The sequence below is a fragment of the Streptosporangium sp. NPDC020145 genome, assembly GCF_040631275.1.
Taxonomy (GTDB): Bacteria; Actinomycetota; Actinomycetes; order Streptosporangiales; family Streptosporangiaceae; genus Streptosporangium.
Genome location: NZ_JBEXZT010000008.1, coordinates 59,565 through 82,722 on the forward strand (window position 1 = coordinate 59,565; position 23,158 = coordinate 82,722).

General features: G+C 69.3%; 24 protein-coding genes. 8 read left to right on the forward strand and 16 right to left on the reverse strand.

Annotated features, from left to right (window positions below; translation table 11 throughout):
* Positions 1–7 precede the first annotated feature (7 nt).
* Together ABZ463_RS17045 and dprA are read left to right on the forward strand one after the other, a co-directional pair.
* Positions 8–1,579: a YifB family Mg chelatase-like AAA ATPase gene (locus ABZ463_RS17045; protein ID WP_352009522.1), complete on the forward strand. Its 1,572-nt coding sequence runs from the start codon at positions 8–10 to the stop codon at positions 1,577–1,579.
* Between the two features lie 752 nt (positions 1,580–2,331).
* Positions 2,332–3,306: a DNA-processing protein DprA gene (gene dprA, locus ABZ463_RS17050; RefSeq protein ID WP_352009523.1), complete on the forward strand. Its 975-nt coding sequence runs from the start codon at positions 2,332–2,334 to the stop codon at positions 3,304–3,306.
* 220 nt (positions 3,307–3,526) lie between these two features.
* On the opposite strand, the gene ABZ463_RS17055 is transcribed toward dprA, so the two are convergent.
* Complete coding sequence (locus tag ABZ463_RS17055; protein WP_352009524.1) at positions 3,527–3,925, reverse strand: RidA family protein; 399 nt, start codon at positions 3,923–3,925, stop codon at positions 3,527–3,529.
* A 142-nt stretch (positions 3,926–4,067) separates the two neighbouring features.
* Here ABZ463_RS17055 and ABZ463_RS17060 point away from each other — a divergent pair, with 142 nt between their 5' ends.
* On the forward strand, positions 4,068–4,217 hold the full coding sequence (locus ABZ463_RS17060) for a hypothetical protein (protein WP_362776929.1): 150 nt from the start codon (positions 4,068–4,070) through the stop codon (positions 4,215–4,217).
* 127 nt (positions 4,218–4,344) lie between these two features.
* Here the strand turns inward: ABZ463_RS17060 and ABZ463_RS17065 are convergent, their stop codons facing one another.
* The 15 genes from ABZ463_RS17065 to ABZ463_RS17135 all read right to left on the reverse strand — a co-directional run bounded on the left by ABZ463_RS17065 (position 4,345) and on the right by ABZ463_RS17135 (position 17,502).
* Complete coding sequence (locus tag ABZ463_RS17065; protein WP_362776932.1) at positions 4,345–4,860, reverse strand: M23 family metallopeptidase; 516 nt, start codon at positions 4,858–4,860, stop codon at positions 4,345–4,347.
* Between the two features lie 129 nt (positions 4,861–4,989).
* Positions 4,990–5,313: a DUF2469 domain-containing protein gene (locus ABZ463_RS17070; protein WP_012888569.1), complete on the reverse strand. Its 324-nt coding sequence runs from the start codon at positions 5,311–5,313 to the stop codon at positions 4,990–4,992.
* 39 nt (positions 5,314–5,352) lie between these two features.
* Positions 5,353–6,039, reverse strand: coding sequence for a ribonuclease HII (locus ABZ463_RS17075; protein ID WP_352009527.1), 687 nt, complete (start codon positions 6,037–6,039; stop codon positions 5,353–5,355).
* A gap of 64 nt (positions 6,040–6,103) precedes the next feature.
* Complete coding sequence (gene lepB / locus ABZ463_RS17080; RefSeq protein WP_362776936.1) at positions 6,104–6,730, reverse strand: signal peptidase I; 627 nt, start codon at positions 6,728–6,730, stop codon at positions 6,104–6,106.
* A gap of 9 nt (positions 6,731–6,739) precedes the next feature.
* Positions 6,740–7,627, reverse strand: a complete 888-nt coding sequence (lepB, locus tag ABZ463_RS17085; protein WP_362776939.1) for a signal peptidase I — start codon at positions 7,625–7,627, stop codon at positions 6,740–6,742.
* 153 nt (positions 7,628–7,780) lie between these two features.
* Positions 7,781–8,134, reverse strand: a complete 354-nt coding sequence (rplS, locus tag ABZ463_RS17090) for a 50S ribosomal protein L19 (protein WP_352009530.1) — start codon at positions 8,132–8,134, stop codon at positions 7,781–7,783.
* Between the two features lie 195 nt (positions 8,135–8,329).
* Positions 8,330–9,118: a tRNA (guanosine(37)-N1)-methyltransferase TrmD gene (trmD, locus tag ABZ463_RS17095; RefSeq protein WP_352009531.1), complete on the reverse strand. Its 789-nt coding sequence runs from the start codon at positions 9,116–9,118 to the stop codon at positions 8,330–8,332.
* 1 nt (position 9,119) lies between these two features.
* Positions 9,120–9,635 (reverse strand): ribosome maturation factor RimM, encoded by a 516-nt coding sequence (gene rimM, locus ABZ463_RS17100; RefSeq protein WP_352009532.1) that lies wholly within the window; start codon positions 9,633–9,635, stop codon positions 9,120–9,122.
* Between the two features lie 135 nt (positions 9,636–9,770).
* Positions 9,771–10,013 carry an RNA-binding protein gene (locus ABZ463_RS17105; RefSeq protein WP_184713302.1) on the reverse strand — a complete coding sequence of 81 codons (243 nt, stop codon included), beginning with the start codon at positions 10,011–10,013 and terminating at the stop codon, positions 9,771–9,773.
* Position 10,014: 1 nt separating this feature from the next.
* Positions 10,015–10,467, reverse strand: coding sequence for a 30S ribosomal protein S16 (rpsP, locus tag ABZ463_RS17110; protein WP_352009533.1), 453 nt, complete (start codon positions 10,465–10,467; stop codon positions 10,015–10,017).
* Positions 10,468–10,935: 468 nt separating this feature from the next.
* Positions 10,936–12,483 carry a signal recognition particle protein gene (gene ffh / locus ABZ463_RS17115; protein WP_352009534.1) on the reverse strand — a complete coding sequence of 516 codons (1,548 nt, stop codon included), beginning with the start codon at positions 12,481–12,483 and terminating at the stop codon, positions 10,936–10,938.
* 388 nt (positions 12,484–12,871) lie between these two features.
* Positions 12,872–13,432 (reverse strand): ATP/GTP-binding protein, encoded by a 561-nt coding sequence (locus tag ABZ463_RS17120; RefSeq protein ID WP_031158879.1) that lies wholly within the window; start codon positions 13,430–13,432, stop codon positions 12,872–12,874.
* A 13-nt stretch (positions 13,433–13,445) separates the two neighbouring features.
* The gene (locus ABZ463_RS17125; RefSeq protein WP_352009535.1) at positions 13,446–13,802 is read right to left on the reverse strand and encodes a DUF742 domain-containing protein; all 357 of its coding nucleotides are present in this window, start codon (positions 13,800–13,802) and stop codon (positions 13,446–13,448) included.
* Positions 13,803–13,928: 126 nt separating this feature from the next.
* Positions 13,929–14,342: a roadblock/LC7 domain-containing protein gene (locus tag ABZ463_RS17130; RefSeq protein ID WP_197048434.1), complete on the reverse strand. Its 414-nt coding sequence runs from the start codon at positions 14,340–14,342 to the stop codon at positions 13,929–13,931.
* A 43-nt stretch (positions 14,343–14,385) separates the two neighbouring features.
* The gene (locus ABZ463_RS17135; protein ID WP_362776945.1) at positions 14,386–17,502 is read right to left on the reverse strand and encodes a nitrate- and nitrite sensing domain-containing protein; all 3,117 of its coding nucleotides are present in this window, start codon (positions 17,500–17,502) and stop codon (positions 14,386–14,388) included.
* Positions 17,503–18,053: 551 nt separating this feature from the next.
* Here ABZ463_RS17135 and ABZ463_RS17140 point away from each other — a divergent pair.
* The 5 genes from ABZ463_RS17140 (at position 18,054) to ABZ463_RS17160 (ending at position 23,078) form a co-directional block, all read left to right on the forward strand.
* The gene (locus tag ABZ463_RS17140; protein ID WP_362776947.1) at positions 18,054–18,845 is read left to right on the forward strand and encodes an ABC transporter permease subunit; all 792 of its coding nucleotides are present in this window, start codon (positions 18,054–18,056) and stop codon (positions 18,843–18,845) included.
* Positions 18,842–19,630, forward strand: coding sequence for an ABC transporter permease subunit (locus ABZ463_RS17145; protein WP_352009538.1), 789 nt, complete (start codon positions 18,842–18,844; stop codon positions 19,628–19,630). Before ABZ463_RS17140 ends, ABZ463_RS17145 begins: the two co-directional genes overlap by 4 nt.
* Before the next feature lie 9 nt (positions 19,631–19,639).
* On the forward strand, positions 19,640–20,422 hold the full coding sequence (locus tag ABZ463_RS17150) for an ABC transporter ATP-binding protein (protein ID WP_362776951.1): 783 nt from the start codon (positions 19,640–19,642) through the stop codon (positions 20,420–20,422).
* Between the two features lie 611 nt (positions 20,423–21,033).
* Complete coding sequence (locus ABZ463_RS17155; protein ID WP_352009540.1) at positions 21,034–22,014, forward strand: ABC transporter substrate-binding protein; 981 nt, start codon at positions 21,034–21,036, stop codon at positions 22,012–22,014.
* On the forward strand, positions 22,011–23,078 hold the full coding sequence (locus ABZ463_RS17160) for a nitrilase-related carbon-nitrogen hydrolase (RefSeq protein WP_352009541.1): 1,068 nt from the start codon (positions 22,011–22,013) through the stop codon (positions 23,076–23,078). The genes ABZ463_RS17155 and ABZ463_RS17160 overlap by 4 nt, the downstream gene beginning before the upstream one ends.
* Positions 23,079–23,158: the final 80 nt, after the last annotated feature.

The following is a 23,158-nucleotide window of genomic DNA, read 5'->3' on the forward strand; positions in this document are numbered from 1 at the left end:
GTGAGAAGTGACCGTCGCGCGCACCCGGTGCGTCGCCCTGCTCGGAGTGACCGGTCATCCCGTCGACGTGGAGGCCGACGTGGGCAGCGGCGTCGCGGGCACGCATCTCATCGGCATGCTGGACACCGCGCTCAGCGAGGCCCGCGACCGGGTCCGCTCCGCCGTGGTCAACAGCCGCCACACCTGGCCGGACGCCCGCATCACCATCAGCCTGTTCCCCGCCAGTCTCCCCAAACGAGGCAGCATGTTCGACCTCGCCATCGCCGTCGCGTTGCTGGCCGCGGCCGGAGTCGTGCCCGTGGCGCGGGTCGCCGACCCGTTCTTCCTGGGTGAGCTCGGCCTGGACGGCTCGCTGAGACCCCTGCGAGGGGTGCTGCCCGCCGTGCTGGCCGCCGCCGCGGCCGGTGCCCGCACCGTCGTCGTCCCGTCCCGCAACGCCGCCGAGGCCGCGCTCGTGCCCGGCGTGACGGTGGTCCCCGTCTCCACCCTGAGCCGGCTGGTCGACTGGTTGCGCGACGACGACCAGACCACCGTGCCCGCGACCCCCGACCCCGCCCCGGACGAGACCGGCGAGTCCGTACGGCCGTGGGCCTCCTCCACCACCGAGCGAAGAGCGGGCACCCCCGACATGGGCGACGTGGCCGGTCAGCCCTTCGCCCGCCGCGCGCTTGAGGTCTGCGCCGCGGGTGGGCACAACCTCTGGATGCTGGGGCCGCCGGGCACCGGCAAGACGATGCTCGCCGAGCGCCTGCCCACCCTGCTTCCCCATCTGGAGCGCGAGCAGGCCCTGGAGGTGACCGCCATCCACTCCGTCGCCGGGGCGCTGCCCGAGGATCGCCCCCTGCTGGTCCGGCCGCCGTTCGTCGCGCCCCACCACACCGCGACCGTGGCGGCCGTCATCGGCGGAGGCAGCGGGGCGATCCGGCCGGGCGCGGTCTCCCTCGCCCACCGAGGGGTCCTCTTCCTCGACGAGGCCCCCGAATACCCGGCGACCGTTCTCGACTCCCTCAGGCAGCCGCTTGAATCCGGCACGGTGACGGTGTCCAGGGCGATGGGCTCGGTGACGTTTCCCGCGCGGTTCATCCTGATTCTCGCGGCCAACCAGTGTCCGTGCGCGCGTCCCTCGGGGCCCGCCGACCCGTGTCGCTGCACCCCGATGGCCCGCAGACGTTACCTTTCCAGGCTCTCCGGCCCGCTGCTCGACCGCGTCGACATCAAGATCACACTGCATCGTTCCAGCCGCCGTGAACTTCTCGCCGACCGCCGGTTCATCGAGCCGAGCCGGGTGGTGGCCGAGCGGGTCCTGGCCGCCCGCGAACGGGCCGCGAAACGGTTCGCGGGCACACCGTGGCGGTGCAACGCGGAGGTGTCGGCCCAGGCTCTGCACACCGGCTACCGTCCGGCTTCGAAGGCGATGGCCCCGCTGCTCCGCTGTCTCGACAGCGGAGAGCTGAGCGCCCGGGGGCTCGATCGAACGCTCAGGGTGGCCTGGACGCTCGCCGATCTCGCGGGAAAGAACGCGCCCGAGGTCACCGAGACCAACGCGGCGCTCGGCCTGTGGCTTGGGGAGGCACGATGAACGACCGTCTCGCACGGGTCACGCTGATGCGGGTGGCGGAGCCCGGCGACCCCGTGGTCGGCCGTCTCGTCGCCACCGTCGGCGCCGAGGCCGCTGTCAGGCGGATCCACCGTGGCCGTCCTGATCCGGAGCTCGTCCGCTGGTTCGCCGACACCTGCCGTCCTGCCCCGCCGAGCACACGGCCTCCCCGCCCCGTCCGGCCGGTCTCCGGCGATCGGAACGATCACGCCGCCCACCCACCCGGCGCCGCCGGACACCTCGCCTGGAAGCCGCCGACGAACGAGACAGAGGATGACGATGCCACCTTTGGGGCCACCTTCGAGCCGGATGGCCACGGTGTCCGTCCTGGGGCGAGCGGCGTTCCTCGGCCACGCGCCACGGGGCCGGAGAGCCGGGCTGCTGGCGTTCCTCTCAGCCCGGAGAGCTCCCACGGGGTGTGCGCCACTCTGCTGGACGGCCATGACGGCCCTCCTGGGAGGCGAGCCGGTCAGGTGTCGCTGGACCGGGCGAGGGGTGATCGTGTCCGTCCGGGGCCGGATGATGTTCCTGGGATGGGCACGGGAGAACACGACCTCCGGAGCGTTTCCGGCGCGTGCGGCGCCCACGCCGGGGGCGACCATCCGGGTGTTCCGGGGGGCTCTCATGACGGCCGCTCCCCTGGTGATCTCACCGCGTCCGGGGGTTCGCCGATCCGGCGTCACGGTTCCTCGTCCCGTGCGGGCGGCGAACGGGCCGTTGAACGGCTCGGCCGGATGTTCTCCTCATGGGCGGCCCGTCTCGAAGCAGCCGATCCCGCCCAGGACCTGGCCTCGGGAGAACGGCTCGGGGCCAGACTGGTGGTTCCGGGAGATCCCGAATGGCCGACCCAGCTGAACGACCTCCAGGAGCGCGCGCCGTACGGCCTGTGGCTCAACGGGGAGGCGGACCTCCGCTTCTCCTGCCTGCGTTCCGTCGCCGTCGTCGGCTCCAGGGCGGCCACGCCGTACGGCACGCACATGGCCGCGGAGTTCGGCGCCGGACTCGGCGAACGCGGCTGGAGCATCGTCTCCGGGGGCGCCTACGGCATAGACGGGGCGGCTCATCGCGGCGCTCTCGAAAGCGGGGCGCCGACCGTCGTGGTCCTGGCCTGCGGCACCGACGTCGCCTATCCCAGCGCGCACCACGACCTGTTCGCGGCCGTGCGGTCGCAGGGGCTCCTGGTGAGCGAGTGCCCGATGGGCGCCCGCCCCACCCGGCCACGCTTCCTGATCCGCAACCGTCTCATCGCGGCGCTGTCACGGGGAAGCCTGGTGATCGAGGCGGCCGTGCGCAGCGGGGCGCTGAACACCGCCGGACACGCGACCTCGCTGAACCGCGTCGTGGCCGCCGTCCCCGGGCCCGTGACGTCGGAGATGTCGGCCGGGTGTCATCGGCTGATCCGTCAGGGGGCCGCGGTCTGTGTCACCACCCCGGCGGAGATGATCGAGCTCGTCGGGGTGATGGGAGACGATCTCGCCCCCGAGGTCCGGGGGCCCGTGCTCCCCCGTGACCGGCTGGACCCGGAGACCCGTCAGGTCCTGGAGGTCATCCCCGCCCGTACGGGAGCCGGCCCGGCCGTGATAGCGACGGCCGCGGGCGTCGATCTGGAGACCGTGCTGTCCTGCCTGGGCGGCCTGGCCGCCGCCGGATACGTGGAACGTGTCGCGAAAGGCTGGCGGTTGCGCCCGAACAGATCACCGGGAGGCTGACTCCCTCTCGCCGCGACGAGGGGCTTTGGGGGATCGGCGCGAAACGCGTCACGAGGCCAAGGAGGCCCTACCGGGAACCCGGACGAAACCAGCGAAGGGCGAGCCATGGCTGTCGTATACCGGCGTCGTATTCGCCCCCACCGGGTCTCTCGACGTCGTCGCCCCCCGACCTCCATCGCCTCCCGTCACTTTCCGGACGTCCTGCCCCGGGAGGCCGCGCTCAGGGAATCGCGGCCACGGCGGTGATCTCCACGAGTTGGCCGGTGTATCCCAGGCACGAGACGCCCAGCAGGGTCGAGGTGTGCGGGCCCTCCGCGAGGCCGGACTCACGCACGACCTGCCACACCCGGCCGAGGGGTTCGGGGGTGTCCGCCACCACGTAAACGGTGCTGGACAGCACATGGCTCAGGTCGCTGCCCGCCGCCTGCAACGCGGTCCGCAGATTGGCCAGCACCTGCCGGGTCTGCGCGACCGGATCACCGGCCCCGACAAGGCCGCCGTCACCGTCCAGCGGGACGGCACCGGCCATGAAGGCCAGCCGCTGACCGGCCTCGACCACGACCGCGTGCGCGTAGTCCGGGGGCGGGAACAGCCCCGCGACGGTCATCCGATGGATCATCACACTCCTGACGCTTGGTTGCCCCACGTACCGGTCTCCCGGCACGTTGGCCTCCCGGCAGACGGGCTTCCCGACATACCGGTCTTCTGACGACGCCGTTCCAGAACGGAACCCCGGCCTCCTGAGGCGCCGGTTTCCCGCCATGCCGGTCTCCTGGCGCCCTGGCATGATGATCGCCGTCTCCGGCTCCGGTGTCATCCGGGTTTTCCCGCGCCGCACCCTCGTCACGCCCGGCGCCCCCGTCAAGCCCGGCATCCCTGTCATCTCCGGCATCCCCGTCAAGCCCGGATGACCCCACCACACCCCGCTGACCGTCGAAGCCGAGGCGACCCGTCGGCCTCGCCCCTTGCGGACATGGGCGGCCCGTTGTCTCCACGGCCGCCGAGCACGGGTGATCCGCCGGCCGACGGGGCACCGGATCACCGGGGTCCCACGGGCCAGACCGGGAGCAGCCTGACCCGTCCCTGTCCCAGCAGGAGGAGCGGGTCGAGGTAGGAGTGGTCCCGTAACAGGCCCCAGTGCAGGCAGGCCGTACGACAGTGGCCGGAAACGTCCTGGACGACGCCGATGACCTCGCCCCGGCTCACCCGCTGGCCACGCCGTACCGAGGGGCGGACGGGAAGGTAGGTCGTCCGCAGGCCGCCGGGGTGAAGCACCGTCACCACCGCCCGTCCGGCGAGCGGCCCCGCGTAACCGATCGTCCCCGCACCGGCCGCGTGCACCTCCGCACCGGGGGTCGTGGCGAGGTCGACCCCCCGATGGCCGGCCAGCCACGGCCGAGCCGGAGGGTCGAACCCCCTGAGCACGACGAGACGCCCCACGAGCGGCCGGCCCCACCGGGCGGAGACGGTGTCAGGGGACGCGCCGCGGGTGCCCCCGGCCGCCGGGAGGGCGAACAGCGGCACCACCAGCAGAATGACGAGGAAGGATCTCACGCATCGAGGATGCGCGTTCCCGCCCGGAGACGACGGACCGAACGGCGTTCTGTGGACAGCCGACGTCCCCCGGAGCGGAGGACGTCGGAGGAGATCCCGGCGAAAGACACCGGGAGGGCGCAAACGGGCTCAGTTCGAGAAGCCCTCCTTGGGCATCTCCAGGTCGGGCTTGGCGAGTTCCTCGACGTTGACGTCCTTGAAGGTGACCACGCGGACGTTCTTGACGAACCTCGCGGGCCGATACATGTCCCAGACCCAGGCGTCCTGCATCTTCACGTCGAAGAACACGTCACCGTTCTCGGCGGTACGGACGTCCAGATCGACCGAGTTCGTGAGGTAGAAGCGCCGCTCGGTCTCGACCACGTAGGTGAACAGACCGACGACGTCGCGGTACTCACGGTAAAGCTGCAGCTCCATCTCGGTCTCGTATTTTTCGAGATCCTCTGCGCTCATACCGGTCCTCCTGTCGCACGCCCTTCCCGGGCCGTCTGATCAGACGACACCGGCCCCCATTTCATTTTCACCCATCACCTCACCCGGCCTGGACCTCGCCACCGTCGCGAACGAGAAACGGTGGTCGGGGCACGGACCGTACATCTCCAGTGCTCTGCGATGATCCACGGTGCCATACCCCTTGTGCTCCGCGAAGCCGTACACGGGATGGCGTTCGTGGAGCGCGATCATCATTCTGTCTCGCGTCACCTTCGCCACGATCGACGCCGCCGCCACACAGGCGGCGACCTGGTCCCCCTTCCAGACACCCAGCGAGGGAACCGGCAGGCCGGGGACGGGGAAGCCGTCGGTGAGCACGTAGCCGGGATGGAAGGAAAGCCGCGCGACGGCACGGCGCATTCCCTCGATGTTCGACTTGTGCAGGCCGCGCCTGTCGATCTCCTTCGGAGAGATCGTCACTACGCTGAACGTCCTGGCCGTCATCATGATCCGGTCGTACAGCGCCTCCCGCCGGGAGGCCGTGAGCGTCTTGGAGTCGCCGAGCCCCTCGATCCTGCGCCCGAGGACGACCGCCGCGATCACCAGGGGTCCCGCGCAGGCTCCCCGGCCCGCCTCGTCGACCCCGGCCACCGGGCCCAGGCCACGGCGTGCCAGAGCCCGCTCATAGCCGTACAGGCCTGAGTCGCGCCGGACCACGCTGGGCGTGGGACGGAACGCAATCGTCATCGCACCACGGCAGACATAGCGACCATGAGCAGAGAGTACGCCCCATCCGGACCATTCGGTACCGCTATCTCAGCTTGGTGAAGGTCTCCGACGTGGAGAGCAGTCCTACCCTGGAGAACGGCCAGTAGATCGCGAAGGCCCGGCCGATGACCGCCTTCTCCGAGATCGTGCCCTCTCCCTCCTGCTCCTCGTGCGTCCGGGAGTCGGCGGAGGCCGAACGGTGGTCTCCCATGACCCACAGCCGCCCCTTGGGCACGACCTTCTCGAACTTCTCACCCGAGGGGAAGTCGTCGGGGTGGAGGTAGGCCTTCTCGTCGAGCGGCACCCCGTTCACCGTGATCCGCCCCTGGGCGTCACAGCACTTCACCGTGTCGCCGCCGACCGCGATGACCCGTTTGATGGTGTCCTCGCCGTCCCAGCCCTTGAAGACGACGACGTCGCCACGATCGGGCGTGCCGGACAGCTTGTTGACGAACACCCGGTCTCCGTTGATCAGGGTGTTCTCCATCGACTCCGACGGAATGGCGAAGGAGTCGAGGACGATCAGGCGCAGCAGCAGCGCCACGAGCACGCCGCCCAGCAGCAGGAGCGCCGACTCGATCAGGCTCTTCCTCTTCGAGCCCTTCTTCTCAGGCTGGGGGGAGGGCTCGTCCTCGGGGGTGACGGGCCTGTTCTCGGGTTCCACGGTCATGGGGTACGGCTACCGCCTCGAACGCCGGCGGCGCCACAGCACCAGGGGCACGGCCCCCGCGAAACCGGCCACGAAGGGGACTGCCTCCCCCGCCGCTACGGCGGCCTTGAGGGCCGGCTGGTTGAAGGTGCTGGGGATGGGGATGATCTCGGCCCTTGAGAAGGGCCACACGATCACGAAGGCCCGGCCGATGACCTTGTCGATGGGGATGCTCCCGCCGCCGGGGTCACCCATGTGCAGGCGGGAGTCCAGGGAGACGGAGCGGTGGTCGCCCATCACCCACAGGCGGCCCGGCGGGACCTCAACGCTGAAGGTCCTGTCGGAGGGGACGTTGCCGGGATAGAGGTAGGCCTTCTCGTCGAGCGGCACCCCGTTCACCGTGACCCGTCCCTGGGCGTCACAGCACTTCACCGTGTCACCGGGCACTCCGATGACCCGCTTGATGTAGTCCTTCTCGCCCGGGACGACGCCGAAGGCGGAACCGGCCCACCTGAAGAAGGCGACCACGGGGTTGGCCGGCTCCTCGATGTTCACCTCGCTGTCCCAGGAGTCGACGCCGGAGAAGACCACCACGTCACCGCGTTCGATGTCGCGGACCCGGTAGACGAGCTTGTTCACCAGGACACGGTCGTTGACCAGGAGGGTGTTCTCCATGGACTCCGACGGGATGTAGAACGCCTGGACCACGAAGGTCTTGATGACGAGCGCGAGCACCAGCGCGACGACGATCAGGACGGGGAGTTCCTTCCAGAAGGCCCCCTTCTTCTTGCCCTCGCCATCGGCCCGCTCGTCCCGGCCGCCCTCGGCGTTCGTCTGGGTCTCTCCGGCGATCACGCCCACCTCGTCCTCGACAGGTCGACGCGAGGCTGCGCCGGACTCCCGGTCTTCGCTAGTCATCGGTGACGAGCCTAGATGATGGAAAGCGCCGGTCAGCCGCCCGCCGGGTTACCTGACAGCTATGGGTCCGCCATAGGAGGTCAAACCCTCCTGCATGCGAATGGCCCGCACCACCGACGGCGGAGCGGGCCAGAACGTTCGAATGCGGGCGCGTCAGCGAGCCTCGCGCTTCTCCTTGATGCGGGCGGCCTTGCCGCGCAGGTCGCGCATGTAGTAGAGCTTGGCGCGGCGGACGTCACCGCGGGTCACCACGACGATCTTCTCGATGACCGGGCTGTTCACCGGGAAGGTGCGCTCGACGCCGACGCTGTAGCTGACCTTGCGCACGGTGAAGGTCTCACGGGAGCCACCGCCCTGGCGGCGCAGGACGAAGCCCTTGAACACCTGGATACGGGACCGGTTGCCCTCGATGACCCGTACGTGAACCTCAAGCGTGTCGCCGGGGCGGAAGGCCGGGATGTCGGAACGGAGCGAGGCCTTCTCGATCTCGCTGATCAGCGTGTGCATGACAGTGGTACCTCGTCTAGATGAGCACGTGGAGGTTCATCCGGCCGCGGCGGGCGGCATCGCGATGGACACACGTGCTGAATTGGATGTGTCTGGGAACCGGGCCGTCCGCCCGGTTGCGCGCGCCAACCCGTGGACAGCAAGCGGCAACGCTTCAGTTTGCCATATTTCTCCGACCGACCGGAAATCAGCACGTCAGACCGGGTGGTCGCCCTCCTGAGCGGGCTGTCCCAGCTCCGCCAGGAGCTTCAGGTCGTGCTTGTCCAGGCCCCGCGGGTCGAGCGCGGCCAGCAGCTCGGGCCGGTTTCTCGCGGTACGGCGCAGCGCCTCGTCCCGCCGCCACCTGGCGATCCGGCCGTGGTGCCCGGACAGCAGGATCTCGGGGACCTCGTGTCCCCGCCACTCGGGGGGCTTGGTGTAGACGGGTCCCTCAAGGAGGTTCTCCATCGCCCCCGGCGCGAACGAGTCGTCCACGGCGGAGCAGGCGTTGCCGAGCACCCCGGGCAGCAGCCGTCCCACGGCCTCGACCATCACCAGCACCGCGGCCTCACCACCGGCCAGCACGTAGTCGCCGACGCTGACCTCGTCGACCCGCGTCCGCGTGCCGTACTCGGCCATGACGCGGGAGTCGATGCCCTCGTAGCGGGCGGGGGTGAACAGCAGCCACGGCTCGGCGGCGTACTCCATCGCGAGCCGCTGGGTGAAGGGCACGCCGCTCGGGGTCGGCACGATGATCCGGGCGGGCGCGTCCTGGCCGGTCGAGAGGACGGCGTCGATGGCCTCGCCCCACGGGTCGGGCTTCATGACCATGCCGGGGCCGCCGCCGTAGGGGGTGTCGTCCACGGTGCGGTGGACGTCGTGGGCCCAGTCGCGCAGCTGGTGCAGGCGCACGTCCAGGATGCCGCGCTCACGCGCCTTGCCGATGAGGGAGACGCCGAGCGGCGCGAAGTACTCGGGGAAGATCGAGATGATGTCGACGCGCATGTCAGACGGCCTCGTCCGGGTCGAGCAGGCCTGCGGGCGCGTCCACGACGAGGTGCCCCTTCTCCAGGTCGACCACGGGCACCAGCGCCTTGACGAACGGCACGTAGACCTCCCTGCCCTGCCTGCGCACCACGAGCAGGTCCTGCCCGTGGTGGAGCACGTCGGACACCTCACCGGCGCGCTCCCCGTCGGGGGTGAGCACGGTCAGGCCGATGAGCTGGTGGTCGTGGAACTCGTCCGGGTCGTCGGAGGGTGGGATGTCCGCCGAGTCGATGACGAGCATGGTGCCCCTGAGCCCCTCGGCCCGGTCGCGGTCGTCGACGCCCTCGAACCTGACCAGCAGGACCCCGGCGTGGTTGCGGCTCGACCGGACGACGAGCGGGCCCGCGGCGGCGGGGTCGGTGGCGATGGCGGCCCCGGGAGCGAAGCGCCGCTCCGGGTCGTCGGTGCGCACCTCGACGGACACCTCGCCGCGAAGTCCGTGGGGACGGCCGATCCGGCCTACGACAAGCTGCACGCCCGCCTCCCGAGATAGTGGTGTGTGAGAAGACGAACGGGCCACCCACACTGGGTGGGTGACCCGTTCGCCGGTGGATCTCATGTGGGTGCCTGACCCCGTTCCCCGGACCGGAACGCCCGGGGAGAGGGACCTCTAACGGGCCTCGTTCAGGTCGAGCAGGTCGACCCGGATGTACTTGCCGTCGCCCAGGGCGTTCACCACGGTGCGGAGCGCCTTGGCCGTACGGCCGCCACGGCCGATGACCTTGCCGAGGTCCTCGGGGTGGACCCGGACCTCAAGCACACGACCGCTGCGGATGCGGCGCGCGTGAACCTGGACCTCGTCGGGATGTTCGACGATGCCCTTCACCAGGTGCTCGAGGGCCTCCTCAAGCACCTCAGGCCTCGCCTTCCGGCTTCTCCTCCGCGGCCGTTTCCTGGGCCTCGGCGGCAGGCTCGTCGGCCTTCGCCTTCTTGGCGGACTTCCTCGGCGTGGTGGCGTTGTCCAGGGACAGCGCCTCCTTGGCCGCGGCCTCGTAGAGGGCGTGGCGGTCGGCCTTGGGCTCGGCCACCTTGAGCGGAGCCGGAGCGGCCTCGCCCTTGAACTTCTGCCAGTCGCCGGTGAGCTTGAGGAGCTTCAGCACGGGCTCGGTCGGCTGCGCGCCGACACCCAGCCAGTAGGCCGCACGCTCAGCGTTGACCTCGATGCGCGAAGGGTTCTCCTTCGGGTGGTACAGACCGATCTCCTCGATCGCCCGGCCGTCACGCTTGGTGCGGCTGTCGGCGACGACGATGCGGTACTGCGGGTTGCGGATCATGCCGAGCCGCTTGAGCTTGATCTTGACTGCCACGGGTGTGGTCTCTCCTGCATTAGAGCGTGGGTGAGCGGCGTCTCATCGAGTGGGGTACGAGGAGAGGACCGTTCAGGGGACAGGCGCGGCACGCGGGGGTGAGAGGGCACCCACGTGACCACGATGTTCCAACATGTCATTCTGCCAGACGCACAGAGGTGCCCGACCAACGACGCCCCATCCCGCACGGCACGCGGACGGCAAATCTCGGTAATCCGCGTGTGCGCGGTGGGCGTGCGGCCCGCTTCGCGGCGCCGGGCGGCCACCACGAAGCCCCCGCCATGGGCGAGGCGGCCGTCCTCGGACCCGTTTCAGCCGGAAGAAGCGCCGTCCTCCCCCGCCCGAGGCCGGGAGAGGACGTTCACCGGGGGCGCACCCCCAGCAGTTCGAGGGCCGTCATGATGATGAATCCGACCATGATGGCCACCCAGATCCATCTGGCCCGCCGATGGAACCGGTCGTCTCCGGTCACTTCTGGCCGGGAAGCTTGAACTTCGAGGGGTCGAAGCCCGGCGGGAGCTCAAGGCCGGGAGGAAGCTGACCGGCTCCGAGCCTGCCGAGGGCGCCGCCCGCGCCGGGGGCGTCGGGGGCCGCGGCGGAGGCGTTCTTGCCGAGCGCGGCCTTGCGCGGGTCGCCGCTGACCCTGCGACCCTTGGCGGCCTTCTTCTGCGCGCCCTTGTTCTTGCGCCCGCCCGGCATGCCGGGGATGCCCAGGCCGCCCGCCATGCGCTTCATCATCTTCTGCGCGTCGAAGAACCGGACGACCAGGTTGTTGACCTCGGTCACGCTGACGCCGGAGCCCTTGGCGATGCGGGCGCGGCGGGAGCCGTCGATCATCTTGGGGTTCTGGCGCTCGCCCGGGGTCATCGAGCGGATGATGGCGGCGACGCGGTCCAGGTCACGGTCGTCGACCTGGTTGATCTGGTCACGCATCTGCCCCATGCCGGGCATCATGCCGAGCAGGTTCTTGATGGGGCCCATCTTGCGGACCATCATCATCTGCTCAAGGAAGTCTTCGAGCGTGAAGCCCTCGCCGGAGGTGAGCTTGCCCGCCATCTTGGCGGCTTCCTGCTCGTCGAAGGTCTTCTGCGCCTGCTCGATCAGGGTGAGGATGTCACCCATGTCGAGGATGCGGGAGGCCATCCGGTCCGGGTGGAAGGCGTCGAAGTCCTCAAGCTTCTCACCCGTCGAGGCGAACATGATCGGCTTGCCGGTGATGTGACGCACCGAGAGGGCGGCACCGCCCCGGGCGTCGCCGTCGAGCTTGGTGAGCACGACGCCGTCGAAGCCGACGCCCTCCATGAAGGCCTGGGCGGTGGAGACCGCGTCCTGACCGATCATGGCGTCGACGACGAACAGGACCTCGTCCGGGGAGACCGCGTCGCGGATGTCGGCGGCCTGCTTCATCAGCTCCTGGTCGATGCCCAGGCGGCCCGCGGTGTCGATGATGACGATGTCGTGCTGCTGGCGCCTGGCGTGCTCGACCGACTGGCGGGCCACGGCGATCGGGTCGCCGACGCCGTTGCCGGGCTCGGGGGCGTAGACCGCCACGCCCGCGCGCTCGGCGACGACCGAGAGCTGCTGGACCGCGTTGGGGCGCTGCAGGTCGGCGGCGACCAGCAGCGGCGTGTGGTTCTGCTCACGCAGCCAGCGGGCGAGCTTGCCGGCCAGGGTGGTCTTACCGGCGCCCTGGAGACCCGCGAGCATGATGACGGTCGGCGGGTTCTTCGCGTAGCGAAGCCGCCGGGTCTCGCCACCCAGGATCTCGACCAGCTCGTCGTTGACGATCTTGACGACCTGCTGCGCCGGGTTCAGCGCCTGGGACACCTCGGCGCCCCTGGCCCGTTCCTTGACCTGGGCCACGAACGTCCTGACCACCGGCAGCGCGACGTCGGCCTCAAGCAGCGCGATGCGGATCTCGCGGCAGGTCGCGTCGATGTCGGCCTCGGACAGGCGCCCCTTGGAACGAAGGGAGGAGAAGACCGATGTCAGCCGGTCGGAAAGCGTCTCGAACACGTGATTGGCCAGCCTCTGCGCTCTCGGGTCTGCGACTCGACATCCCAGCCTATCCGCTGGAGAGGGCGGAACACGCCCTCGCGAGACGGTGGTATGCCCGCGACGTACCGGTCGCGCGGGCGGCGACGGTACGTCCGTGCCTCCTGCCCGGTCCCGCGGGAGACCGCGCCCGCTCTCGCGGAACCGGGCAGGAGGCACGGACGCCGGGACGTCCGGGGCCGTGACGGCCGTGGGCACACGATGGGCACACGATGGACACGCGGTGGGCGCGCGACAAGCACATGGTGGGCGCACGGTGGGCGCACAGTGACACACAGTGGACATGACGAGACGCCGGGACCGCCGGTCGCGGTTCGGGTCCCGGGCGCCCCGGCCGGGCGAGACTGTCTCAGCGGCCCCAGCCGGGGACGGCCATCCGCATGGTGAGGGCGTGCTCGACCAGTGTGATGAGCGTGGCCTTCACCGCGTCCCTGGAGCGCGCGTCGGTGCGCGAGATCGGGATGTGCGGCGCCAGCGTGAGCGCCTCGCGCACCTCCTCCTCGCCGTGCAGGTAGGTCCCGTCCCAGCCGTTGACCGCGACGACGAAGGGGAGCTTGGCCTCCTCGAAGTAGTCGATCGCCGGGAAGCTGTCGGCCAGCCGCCGGGTGTCGACGAGCACGATTGCGCCGATGGCGCCGCGCACGAGGTCGTCCCACATGAACCAGAACCGGTGCTGGCCCGGCGTGCCGAACAGGTACAGGATCAGGTCCCGGTCCAGGGAGACGCGCCCGAAGTCCATCGCGACCGTGGTCGTCGTCTTGTTCGGGGTGAGGCCGAGGTCGTCGATGCCGGCGCTGGCGTCGGTCATCACCGCCTCCGTGGTCAGCGGCAGGATCTCGGAGACCGCTCCCACGAACGTGGTCTTGCCCACACCGAAGCCACCGGCGACGACGATCTTCGTCGATGTCAGGCCGCCGCCGCGGCTAGAGCCTGCGAAGTCCACTGAGCACCCTTTCCAGCAGGTTGAGATCCGGCTTGCCCGCGTCCAGTTGCGGCTGGTGCAGCTGGACCAGTCCCTCAGCCGCCATGTCCGCGACCAGGATCCGGGTGACGCCGAGCGGGATGCGGAGCATCGCGGAGATCTCGGCGACCGAGCGCACTTGCCGGCACAGGGCGCTGATGGCCTGGTACTCCGGCGTGCGGTTGGACAGATCGTGGTGCGCGGACGTCGCCGAGGAGACCAGGGCCTCCATGGCGAGCTGGGTCCGGGGGGCGGTTCGCCCTCCGGTGACGGCGTACGGCCTGACCAGGGAGCTCTGCTCCACGGGTGCCGGTTGCATGAGATGTGAAGGACCACCCTGTTGCCGGTGGGGGTCGTCCATGGACTGGTAGGGAGGCCCGCCTAGCGGGTCCCCCTCACCGGGCCAGCCGCGGCCTGCCACGGCATCCTCCTATGGTCGTCGCCATCACCGGGGGTGTGAGGCCTGGAGTTCGGCGCGGACCGCCGGTGTCAACACCTGGCCCGCTCGTTCGACAAGCAGGGTCATCTGGTAGGCCACGAGACCCATGTCGCAGTCGGCCGCGGCCAGTACGGCCAGGCAGGAGCCGTCGCTGATCGACATGATGAGCAGCAGTCCTCGCTGCATCTCGACCACGGTCTGGGTGACCGCTCCGCCCTCGAAGACCCTGGAGGCGCCTTGGGTCAGGCTGATCAGCCCGGCGGCGACCGCCGCGAGCTGGTCGGCCCTGTCCCTGGGGAATCCATCGGAATACGCCAACGGCAGGCCGTCGGCCGACACAACGACCGTGTGGGCAACGCCTGGGACGTTGTTCACGAAGTCGGTGATCAGCCAGTTGACCCCCCGGGCGGCCTGGCTCATTTCGCGCACGTGTCATCCTCCTTGGCGACCGGGGCGAGCTCGCTCACCGGTCTTCCTCGTTTCCTTCAACGTCACGGCTGAAGTCGGGATAGGGCTGTCCCTCACCGACTTCGCCCCTGGCGACCGCGCGGCCCTGCCGTACTCCTTGCTGGAAGCTCGCCAGGCGGTTGCGTACCGCTTCAGGGGAGACGGAAGGCCTGAACGCGGGGGTCTGGGGGGCCGCGGCCGAGCCGGGCGCGGCCGTACCGGGAACCAGGTTCGCCTTGGGCACCCGCTTGGGCAGCCCGGCTCCGGTCATCCCGCCGAGGGTCGGCTCACTGGCCGCCCGTGCCGCCTGCCAGCCCGCGTCGGCGGGCGAGGACCAGACGTCGGAGGGCGGGGCCACGGGGGGCGGGACGACGGCCCCGGGCTCCTCCACCTTCTCCGGCTTCTCGGGAGTGGGCTCGACCTTCTTGAACCAGTCGGACTCGACGGCGGCGAAGATCGGCAGGAACTCCTCCTTCGCCTCCTCCATGAGCGAGGGCTCGGGAACGACGGGCAGCGGGCCCGTGTTGTCCGAGGGCTCGAACACGCTGCTGTCGAAGAGACGTCCGTTCTGGCCGGGCGGGCCGGGCCAGGAGCCGTCGTTCTCCTTGGCGGGGGTGCTGCTCCAGATGCCCGAGTCGCCGCGCGCGGGCGCGTCCGGCCACACGCTCGTGTCCGGCTGGGAGGCGATCGGCCAGCCTCCCGGCCCGCCGGGCTCACCCGGGCGCGGGGAGCCGGACCAGCCGGTCGCGTCCGAGGAGAGGTTCGACCAGCTCGGGCCCCCTCCCTGCTGCGGCACCTGGCCGGACCACACGCTGTCGAAGGGCGACTGGCTGAAGTGGTCGATCCCGGCGGGGCTGTTCGGCGCCTCGAAGGAGGCGAGCTGCTGCCGTACGTCGAACTGGTCGAAGGGGCTCTGGGTGACGTCGAAGGAGGTGAAGGCCGACTGGGTGGGGTCGAGGGTCGGGCTGGCCAGCAGCGGCGGGCGGTCCATCACCGCCCGCTCCTGCGGGCCCATGGCCGCCGACCAGTCGCCGCCGCCGTTGGTGACCGGCGCCTGACGGGAGTCGGCGTCGGAGAGCAGGTTCTCCGGGATCAGCACCATGGCGGTCAGGCCACCGCTGTCCTGCTGCCTGAGCTGGACGCGGATGCCGTGGCGCAGGGCCAGGCGGCCGACCACGAACAGGCCCATTCTGCGGGAGACCGAGACGTCGACCACGGGCGGGTTGGCCAGACGCCAGTTCGCCTGGGTGAGCTCGTCGGCGGTCATGCCGATGCCGACGTCGGCGACCGAGACCATCACGCCACCGCCGTCGATCCGGTTGCTGGACACGACGACCTTCGTCTCCTTGGGAGAGAAGGAGATCGCGTTCTCCACCAGCTCGGCGATGAGGTGCACGACGTCGTTGACGGAGGTTCCGACGACGGAGACGCCCGCCGACAGGTGCAGGGCCACCCGCTCGTAGTTCTCGACCTCGGACAGCGAGGCGCGCACGACGTCGATGAGCGGGATCGGCTGGCTCCACCTGCGGGCGGGTTCCTGGCCCGCGAGGACCAGCAGGTTCTCGCTGTTGCGGCGCATGCGGGTGGCGAGGTGGTCGAGGCGGAACAGGTTGCCGAGACGGTGCTCGTCCTGTTCGCCCTGCTCCAGGCTCTCGATCAGGGACAGCTGGCGTTCGACCAGGGTCTGGCTGCGGCGGGAGAGGTTGACGAACATCGCGTTGACGTTGCTGCGCAGCGTGGCCTCCTGGCCCGCGAGCCGTACGGCCTCGCGGTGGACCTCGTCGAAGGCGCGCGCGACCTCACCTATCTCGTCGTCGGAGTTGACGCCGATGGGCTGGACCTTGACCGAGTCGGCGTCGCCGCTCTCGCGCAGCGACTGGACGGTTTCCGGCAGGCGCTGCTCGGCGACGGACAGGGCCTCGGTGCGGAGCCTGCGCAGCGGCCTGACCAGTGAGCGCGCCATGATCGTGGTGACGATGAGGACCAGCAGGAGCAGCAGGCCGCTGGCGCCTCCGGCGATCATCGCGCCCTGCTGCTCGGCCTCCTGGAGGGTGCGGCTCTGCGTGATGACCGAGTCGGCGACGGCCTTCTCGACCGTGCGCATCTTGTCGATGATGACGCTGGAGGCGTCGAACCACTGGGTCTGGTCGCCCGCGCCGGTGCCGGTCGCGCTGACGCCGACGAGGGGGGCGTTGGCGGTGGCCAGGACGAGGGACCTGAGGCGGATGAACTCGGCTCGGTCGACCTTCTGGCCGCTGACGGTGTCGTCGTAGAACTGGCGCTGGTCCAGCGAGGCCTCGCCCCTGAAGGCGGCCAGTTCGCTGTCGCGCTGGGCGCGGGCGACGATGAACTCGTCGAGGCCCTCGGTGCTGAACTGCCTGTTGGCGAGGGCGACGGCGAGTTCGGCCCGCTCTCTTGAGGCCTGTTCCTTGGCCCTGGCCAGGGCGGCGAAGGCCGCCGCGCTGCTGCTGAGGGACTGGTCGGCGTCGACCTGGACGATCTTCTCGTGGAGCGCGAGCAGGTCGCCGATCGTCTGGGAGTAGGTCTGGATGACGGGCTGGGCGGGCAGCGCGCTGCCGACGACGGTCTTGCGCACGTTGGCGAGCTCGTCGAGGCGGGTGCTCATCTGCGCGATGTCCTCCCGCTCCCGGGAGGCGAAGTCACCGGCCGCGGCGGTGCGCAGCCGTTCGCGCACGACCGTGACGATCTTGTCGACGACGCCGTACTGGTCGTCGAGTTTGGCGCGGGCGCCACGGAGACGGCCCTGGGCCACGTATCTCGCGGCCAGGTCGCGTTCGAGCTGCAGGCCGTGCACCAGGCCGCTCAGGTCGGCCGAGAGTTCCGCGGCCACCCTGACCTGCTCGTATTCGGCCGCGTTGTTGACCGAGGCGACCACGCGCAGCCCGCCGAGGACGATCGCCGCGGTCGTGGGGATGACGATGAGTGCGATCAGTCGCGACCGCACGCGCCAGTTCCTGAACGCGAACCTGCTGCCGTTCTCACGGGTGCTGTCACGCCGCCCGCGTTTGGTGGCCTTCACCGCCTGGGCGCCGTCCTCCTGCGCCTCCGTCTCACCGAAGACCTGGGCAGCAACCAGCCCGGATTCGCGTTCACTGGGGATTGCCGTCCTCACTGGCCTCCGCTACCTCTCCTCGTTTGTCTGATTGGAGGGGAATCCTGTCATGCATCTGATCTTCACGTGACGCGGATGCATCCTTGGGGCGAGGGTTATTGGAGCATAGCCCGAACAGTTCGGCCAATAGCCCATAAGTCGCAACTTATGGGCAATCGGGACTAGATGCTTGCAACCGGGCAACCCCCACCGGGCCTCCCGAGCAGATTTATACGGGGATATCCGCCCCGGCGCCCACTCTTTCACAACATGTCATCGCCCCTTCGGCCGGAGAGCTTGGAACGCTCCGATTCGCCACCGGCCCGTCCGAAAACCCGACATCAAAAGTCCATATTTGTCCGATTTACCCCTATTAGCCAATACTTGCGATTAAGCACACCCCCTCCGCTACGCTGCTGCACGGCCGGGAGCCCCCTCATCCTGCGCTTTCTTGGACCATCTCCATCGCATGACGGCTTCCGGCGGATCAGGCCCGAACGGCCAATCGCCCCCTAAGGAGACCCCATGCGCCTCGGACCCATCAGCCGGACGTCTCACGCGGAGCAGGTCGGGTGAGCGGTCGGGCCCTGTTGCGCAACAGGGTGTTCTGCGGCGCGCTCGGGGTCACGGCGCTGCTGATCCTGGCCGAGACCGCGGGCAGGGCGGGCCTGATCGACCCGGACGTCCTGCCGCTGACCTCGACGATCCTGACCAGGACCGCCGAACTCGCCGTCGACGAGGAGTTCCTGACCAACGTGGCGGCCACCATGCTCGCCTGGACCCTCGGCCTGCTCCTCACCGTCGCCGTCACGGTCCCGCTCGGGCTGCTGCTCGGCAGCCTGCCGAGGCTGGAGGCCACGGCCCGGCCGCTGATCGAGTTCCTCCGCCCGATCCCCTCCGTCGCTCTCATCCCGCTGGCGATCCTGCTCTTCCCCGACCGGCTCGACCTCAAGATCGCCGTGATCTTCTACGCCTCGTGCTGGCCGATCCTGATCAACACGATGTACGGCCTGCGGGACGTCGACCCGGTGGCCAAGGAGACCCTGCGCAGCTTCGGCTTCGGGCCGCTGGCCGTACTGTGGCGAGTCTCACTGCCGAGCACCGCGCCGTTCATCGCCACCGGCGTACGGCTCGCGGGCGGCATCGCGCTCATCCTGGCCGTCAGCGCCGAGTTGCTCGCCGGCGGCTCGGACGGCATCGGCGCCTACGTCCTCAAGGCGGGCAGCAGCCCCGACGGCCTTGAGCTCATCATCGCCGCGACCGTCTGGGCGGGAATCCTCGGTGTGGTGACGAACAGCCTGTTCATCGGGGCCGAGCGGAGACTGTTCCGCTGGCACACCGCACGGGCGGGGGTGGCCTCGTGAACGTACGACGCGCCCTGGTCCGCCTGTGGCCGGTTCCCGTCGCGCTGGTGCTGTGGGAGGTGGGCACCCGGGCCGCGGACAACCCCTTCTTCCCTCCGCCGACCACGATCGCGGTCAGGATGCGGGAGCTGTGGCTCACCGGTCCCCCCGGTCGCCTGTGGCTGAGCGACGCCGCCCTGGACAACTTCCCGCCCAGCCTGGCCAGGCTCTTCGCCGGCTGGATCCTCGCCGGGGTCGTCGGCGTCGTGTTCGGCGTGCTGCTGGGCCGCTCGGTCGTCCTGGCGCGTTTCGTCGATCCGCTCGTCCACTTCGGACGGGCGGTCCCGCCGCCGATGCTCCTGCCGCTGCTGATCCCGCTGATGAGCATCGGCACCCCGATGCAGCTGACCACGATCGTGTTCGGCGTCGTCTGGCCGGTGCTGCTCAACACCGTCGAGGGCGCCCGTTACGTGGACCGCCAGCACGTGGAGACCGCCAGGGTCTTCGGATTCTCTCGCCGGCAACGGCTCTGGCGGGTCATCCTGCCCTCCGCGACCCCGAAGATCTTCGCGGGCCTGCGGCTCAGCCTCTCCCTCGCCCTGATCCTCATGGTCGTCTCCGAACTGGTGGGCAGTACCAACGGGATCGGCTTCCAGCTCCGTGACGCGGAGCGCGCCTTCGACCCACCCGGCCTGTGGGGCTCCCTCGTGGTGCTCGGCCTGCTCGGTTACGTGCTGAACCTGGCGTTCTTCACCGCCGAGCGACGGGTCCTGTCCTGGCACCGCGCCGCCAAGCAGACAACCTGAGGAACCTCCGTGCTTGAGATCTCCAATCTGACCCACACCTACGGAAACGGCCCCTCCGCCCACAACGCGCTCGGTGGTGTCGACCTGAGCGTCGCCGAGGGGGAGCTGGTGTGCATCGTCGGGCCCTCCGGGTCCGGCAAGTCGACCCTGCTGCGCTCCATCGCCGGGCTGCTGCGCCCGACGGGCGGCCGGATCACGCTCAACGGCACCCCCGTCGCGCAGATCCCGGACGACCTGGCCGTGGTCTTCCAGGACTACAGCCGCTCGTTGTTCCCCTGGATGTCGGTCGCCGACAACGTCTCGCTGCCGCTGCGCCGTAAGGGCCAGGGCAGGAAACAGCGGGCGCTCTCGGCAGCCGAGGCACTCGAACAGGTGGGCCTGGCCTCGGCCGGGAGCAAGTATCCCTGGGAGCTGTCCGGCGGCATGCAGCAGCGCGTCTCCATCGCCCGCGCCCTGGCCTACCGGCCGAAACTGCTGCTGATGGACGAGCCCTTCGGGTCCGTCGACGCCCAGACCCGTGAGGACCTGGAGGACCTGACCCTGCTGGTCCGCGGTCTGCACAACATGACCATCCTGCTCATCACCCACGACATCGACGAGAGCGTCTACGTCGGTGACCGCGTTGTGGTGCTCTCCAAGGCCCCGGCCAGGGTGGTGGGTGACCTCCGGGTCGACCTGCCAGGCCCCCGTGACCAGATCGGTACCAGGGAGCACCCCGACTTCGTACGGCTGCGCGGCGAGGTCGGCCGTCTGGTGCGCGGTGTGCGTCCCGCGCAGACGTCGTCGCTGTGAGAGGCCTGTGAGAGACGCCGCGAGAGCTCTCCCGTGTCCCGGGGCGACCACCCGGGACACGGGAGACGGGGCCGGTGTTGAAGGGTCCTTCAGAAGCGCCGGGCGGGGCGGCGACCGTCCGGCCCGCCTCTGACATGGGGGCACGCGAACGTCACCGCGCCCCTTGACCATCCCGTTTGAAGATCGGTGTAAAAGGTTTTCGAGACTCCGGTAAATCCGGATCAGATGCCTAGAGCGTTCCATTTTATATCGTACGGACACGAAAGAAAATGCCATACCAGCGCCAAGCCCCACACATTCCGGTGGCCCGAAACGGTCGCGACGCCCGATCTGGCGGCGTCAACTCCCTACATACGGATGGCCGGAAACCGGCAACCCCCCGTAACAGGAGCCTCAATTCCGTCAAGTAGGCACTTCGCTAAACCGGTAAATCACCCCTTACAGCAACAAAACATGCTATATAGGGACATAAATTATGGACTGTCGATAAACCCGACGTTAAGGGTTGCTGCTGGATTTGAGAGCATCTACGATCGCTCCTTGATCTCTTCTCCCCGATTCCGGGACGTCCAACTCATGCCGCATTCCCTCACCTCTTCGAGGAGCCACATATGAGGTTCCGTCCACTAACACGAGCATGCCTGGTCATCGTCGCTCTTTCCGTTCTCGCCACCGCCTGCAGCAGCGGGAAAAGCGCAACGAGCGCGGCGAACGGCCTGGAGAAGACCGACATCACCATCGGTATGCTGCCGCTCCCCGAGGTGGCACCGGTTCAGATCGCCATCAGCCGGGGCTTCTTCAAGGAAGAGGGCCTCAACGTCAAGTTCTCCCTCATCGAGGGTGGCGCGGCCGCACTCCCCACGCTGCTCAGCGGTGGGTTCGACGTGCTGCACAGCAACTACGTCTCCGCCTTCACCGCCTCCGCGCAGAACGTCGCGGACCTGAAGGTGATCGCGGAGGCGACCGTCGCGACGCCCGGCTCCTTCGTCCTGTTGACCGCGCCCAACTCGAACGTCACCAAGGTCGAGGACCTCAAGGGCAAGAAGGTCGGCGTCAACACGAAGAAGAACATCGCCACGCTGGCGACCAGCGTGACTCTGAAGGTACACGGCCTGGACGTCGTCCGCGACAAGATTGACTTCATCGAGGTGCCCTTCCCCAACATGTGGCAGGCCCTCAAGAGTGGTCAGGTGGATGCGGCCTTCCTGCCCGAGCCGTTCGTGAGCGCGGCCGCCGCCGACGGCGGTGTGAAGCTCGCCGACACGATGGCCGGCCCCACGGACAGCTTCCCGATCGCGGGCTACTTCGTCACCTCGGAGTTCGCGGGCAAGAGCCCCAAGACCGTCGCCGCCTTCCAGCGCGCCCTGCTGAAGGCGCAGACGGTCGCGGCGAACGACCGCAAGGCCGTCGCCGAGGCGATCCCCCAGTACACCAAGATCAACGCTCAGACCGCGCAGATCATGCAGCTGCCCGGCTTCCCCGTCACGACCAACGCCGTACGGCTGCAGCGGGTCTCCGACCTGATGCTTGAGTACGGCTACCTGCCCAAGCCGTTCGACGTCAACTCTCTCCTGCTCGGAGGACAGAAATGATCGAGGCATACCAGGCGGTCGGCCTGGTTCCCACCATGCGCGGCGTCCGCAACCGGGACGAGATCCAGATCAACCTGGAGCACATCGAACACCTGGTCAAGGCCGCCTCCTGGCTGTCCAGCCTCGACCTGCCCGTCCGCCTGATCGCGATTCCCGAGGGCGCCCTGCAGGGGTTCAACGACGAGGTCCTCGACCTCGACCACGAGGACTTCGCCAGGGAGGTCGCGATCGAGGTGCCCGGTCCTGAGACCGACCGGCTCGGCGCGCTGGCCCGCCAGTGGAACACCTACATCGTCGCCCAGGCCAAGGCCCTGCACCCCGAGTTCCCCGGACGCTTCTTCAACGTCGGCCTCGTGATCGACCCCGAGGGCGCGATCGTCATGACGCACTACAAGACGGTCCCGCTGCTGCCCGTCGAACACTCGGTGACCCCGCACGACGTCTGGGACCGCTGGGTCGAGCTGTACGGCAAGACGCTCGACGCGTTCTACCCCGTCGCGGACACCGCGATCGGCAGGATCGGCGTGCTCATGGCCAACGAGGCCTCCTACCCGGAGAACGCCCGCGGGCTCGCCATGAACGGCGCGGAGATCATCTACCGCGGGCCGTACCCGCACCCGCACGTCGGCAACGGGCTCTACGCGATCCAGAACCAGGCCAGGGCGCTGGACAACAACTGCTACCTGATCGCCTGCAACGTCGGGACCTACTATCTGACCCCCGACTCCGACGTCCCGATCGACACCTTCGGCGGCCACTCGATGGTCGTGGACTACAAGGGGCAGATCGTCGGGCGTCACGACTACGGCGGCGCCTCCTCCTGGGTCTCGGGCACGATCGACATCGAGGCCCTGCGCAGGTTCCGCGCCAACGCGCAGTGGGACAACTGGATCAAGGACCTCAAGACCGAGCAGTACCAGCTCATCTACGAGAAGCCGATCTACCCGAAGAACCTCTACCTCGACCGCAAGCCGTACAACCACACGGAGTTCCGCACCGAGGTGATCGACAGGCAGATCGAGCTGATGCACGAGCGCGGAGTCTGGGTTCGCCCGGAGAAGTAGGAAGAGAAAGACCGGTGTGACCGGGCCGGCTCGCCGGTGAGGCCGGCCCGGTGTGGGATCCGCCGTCGTGGCGGGTCCCA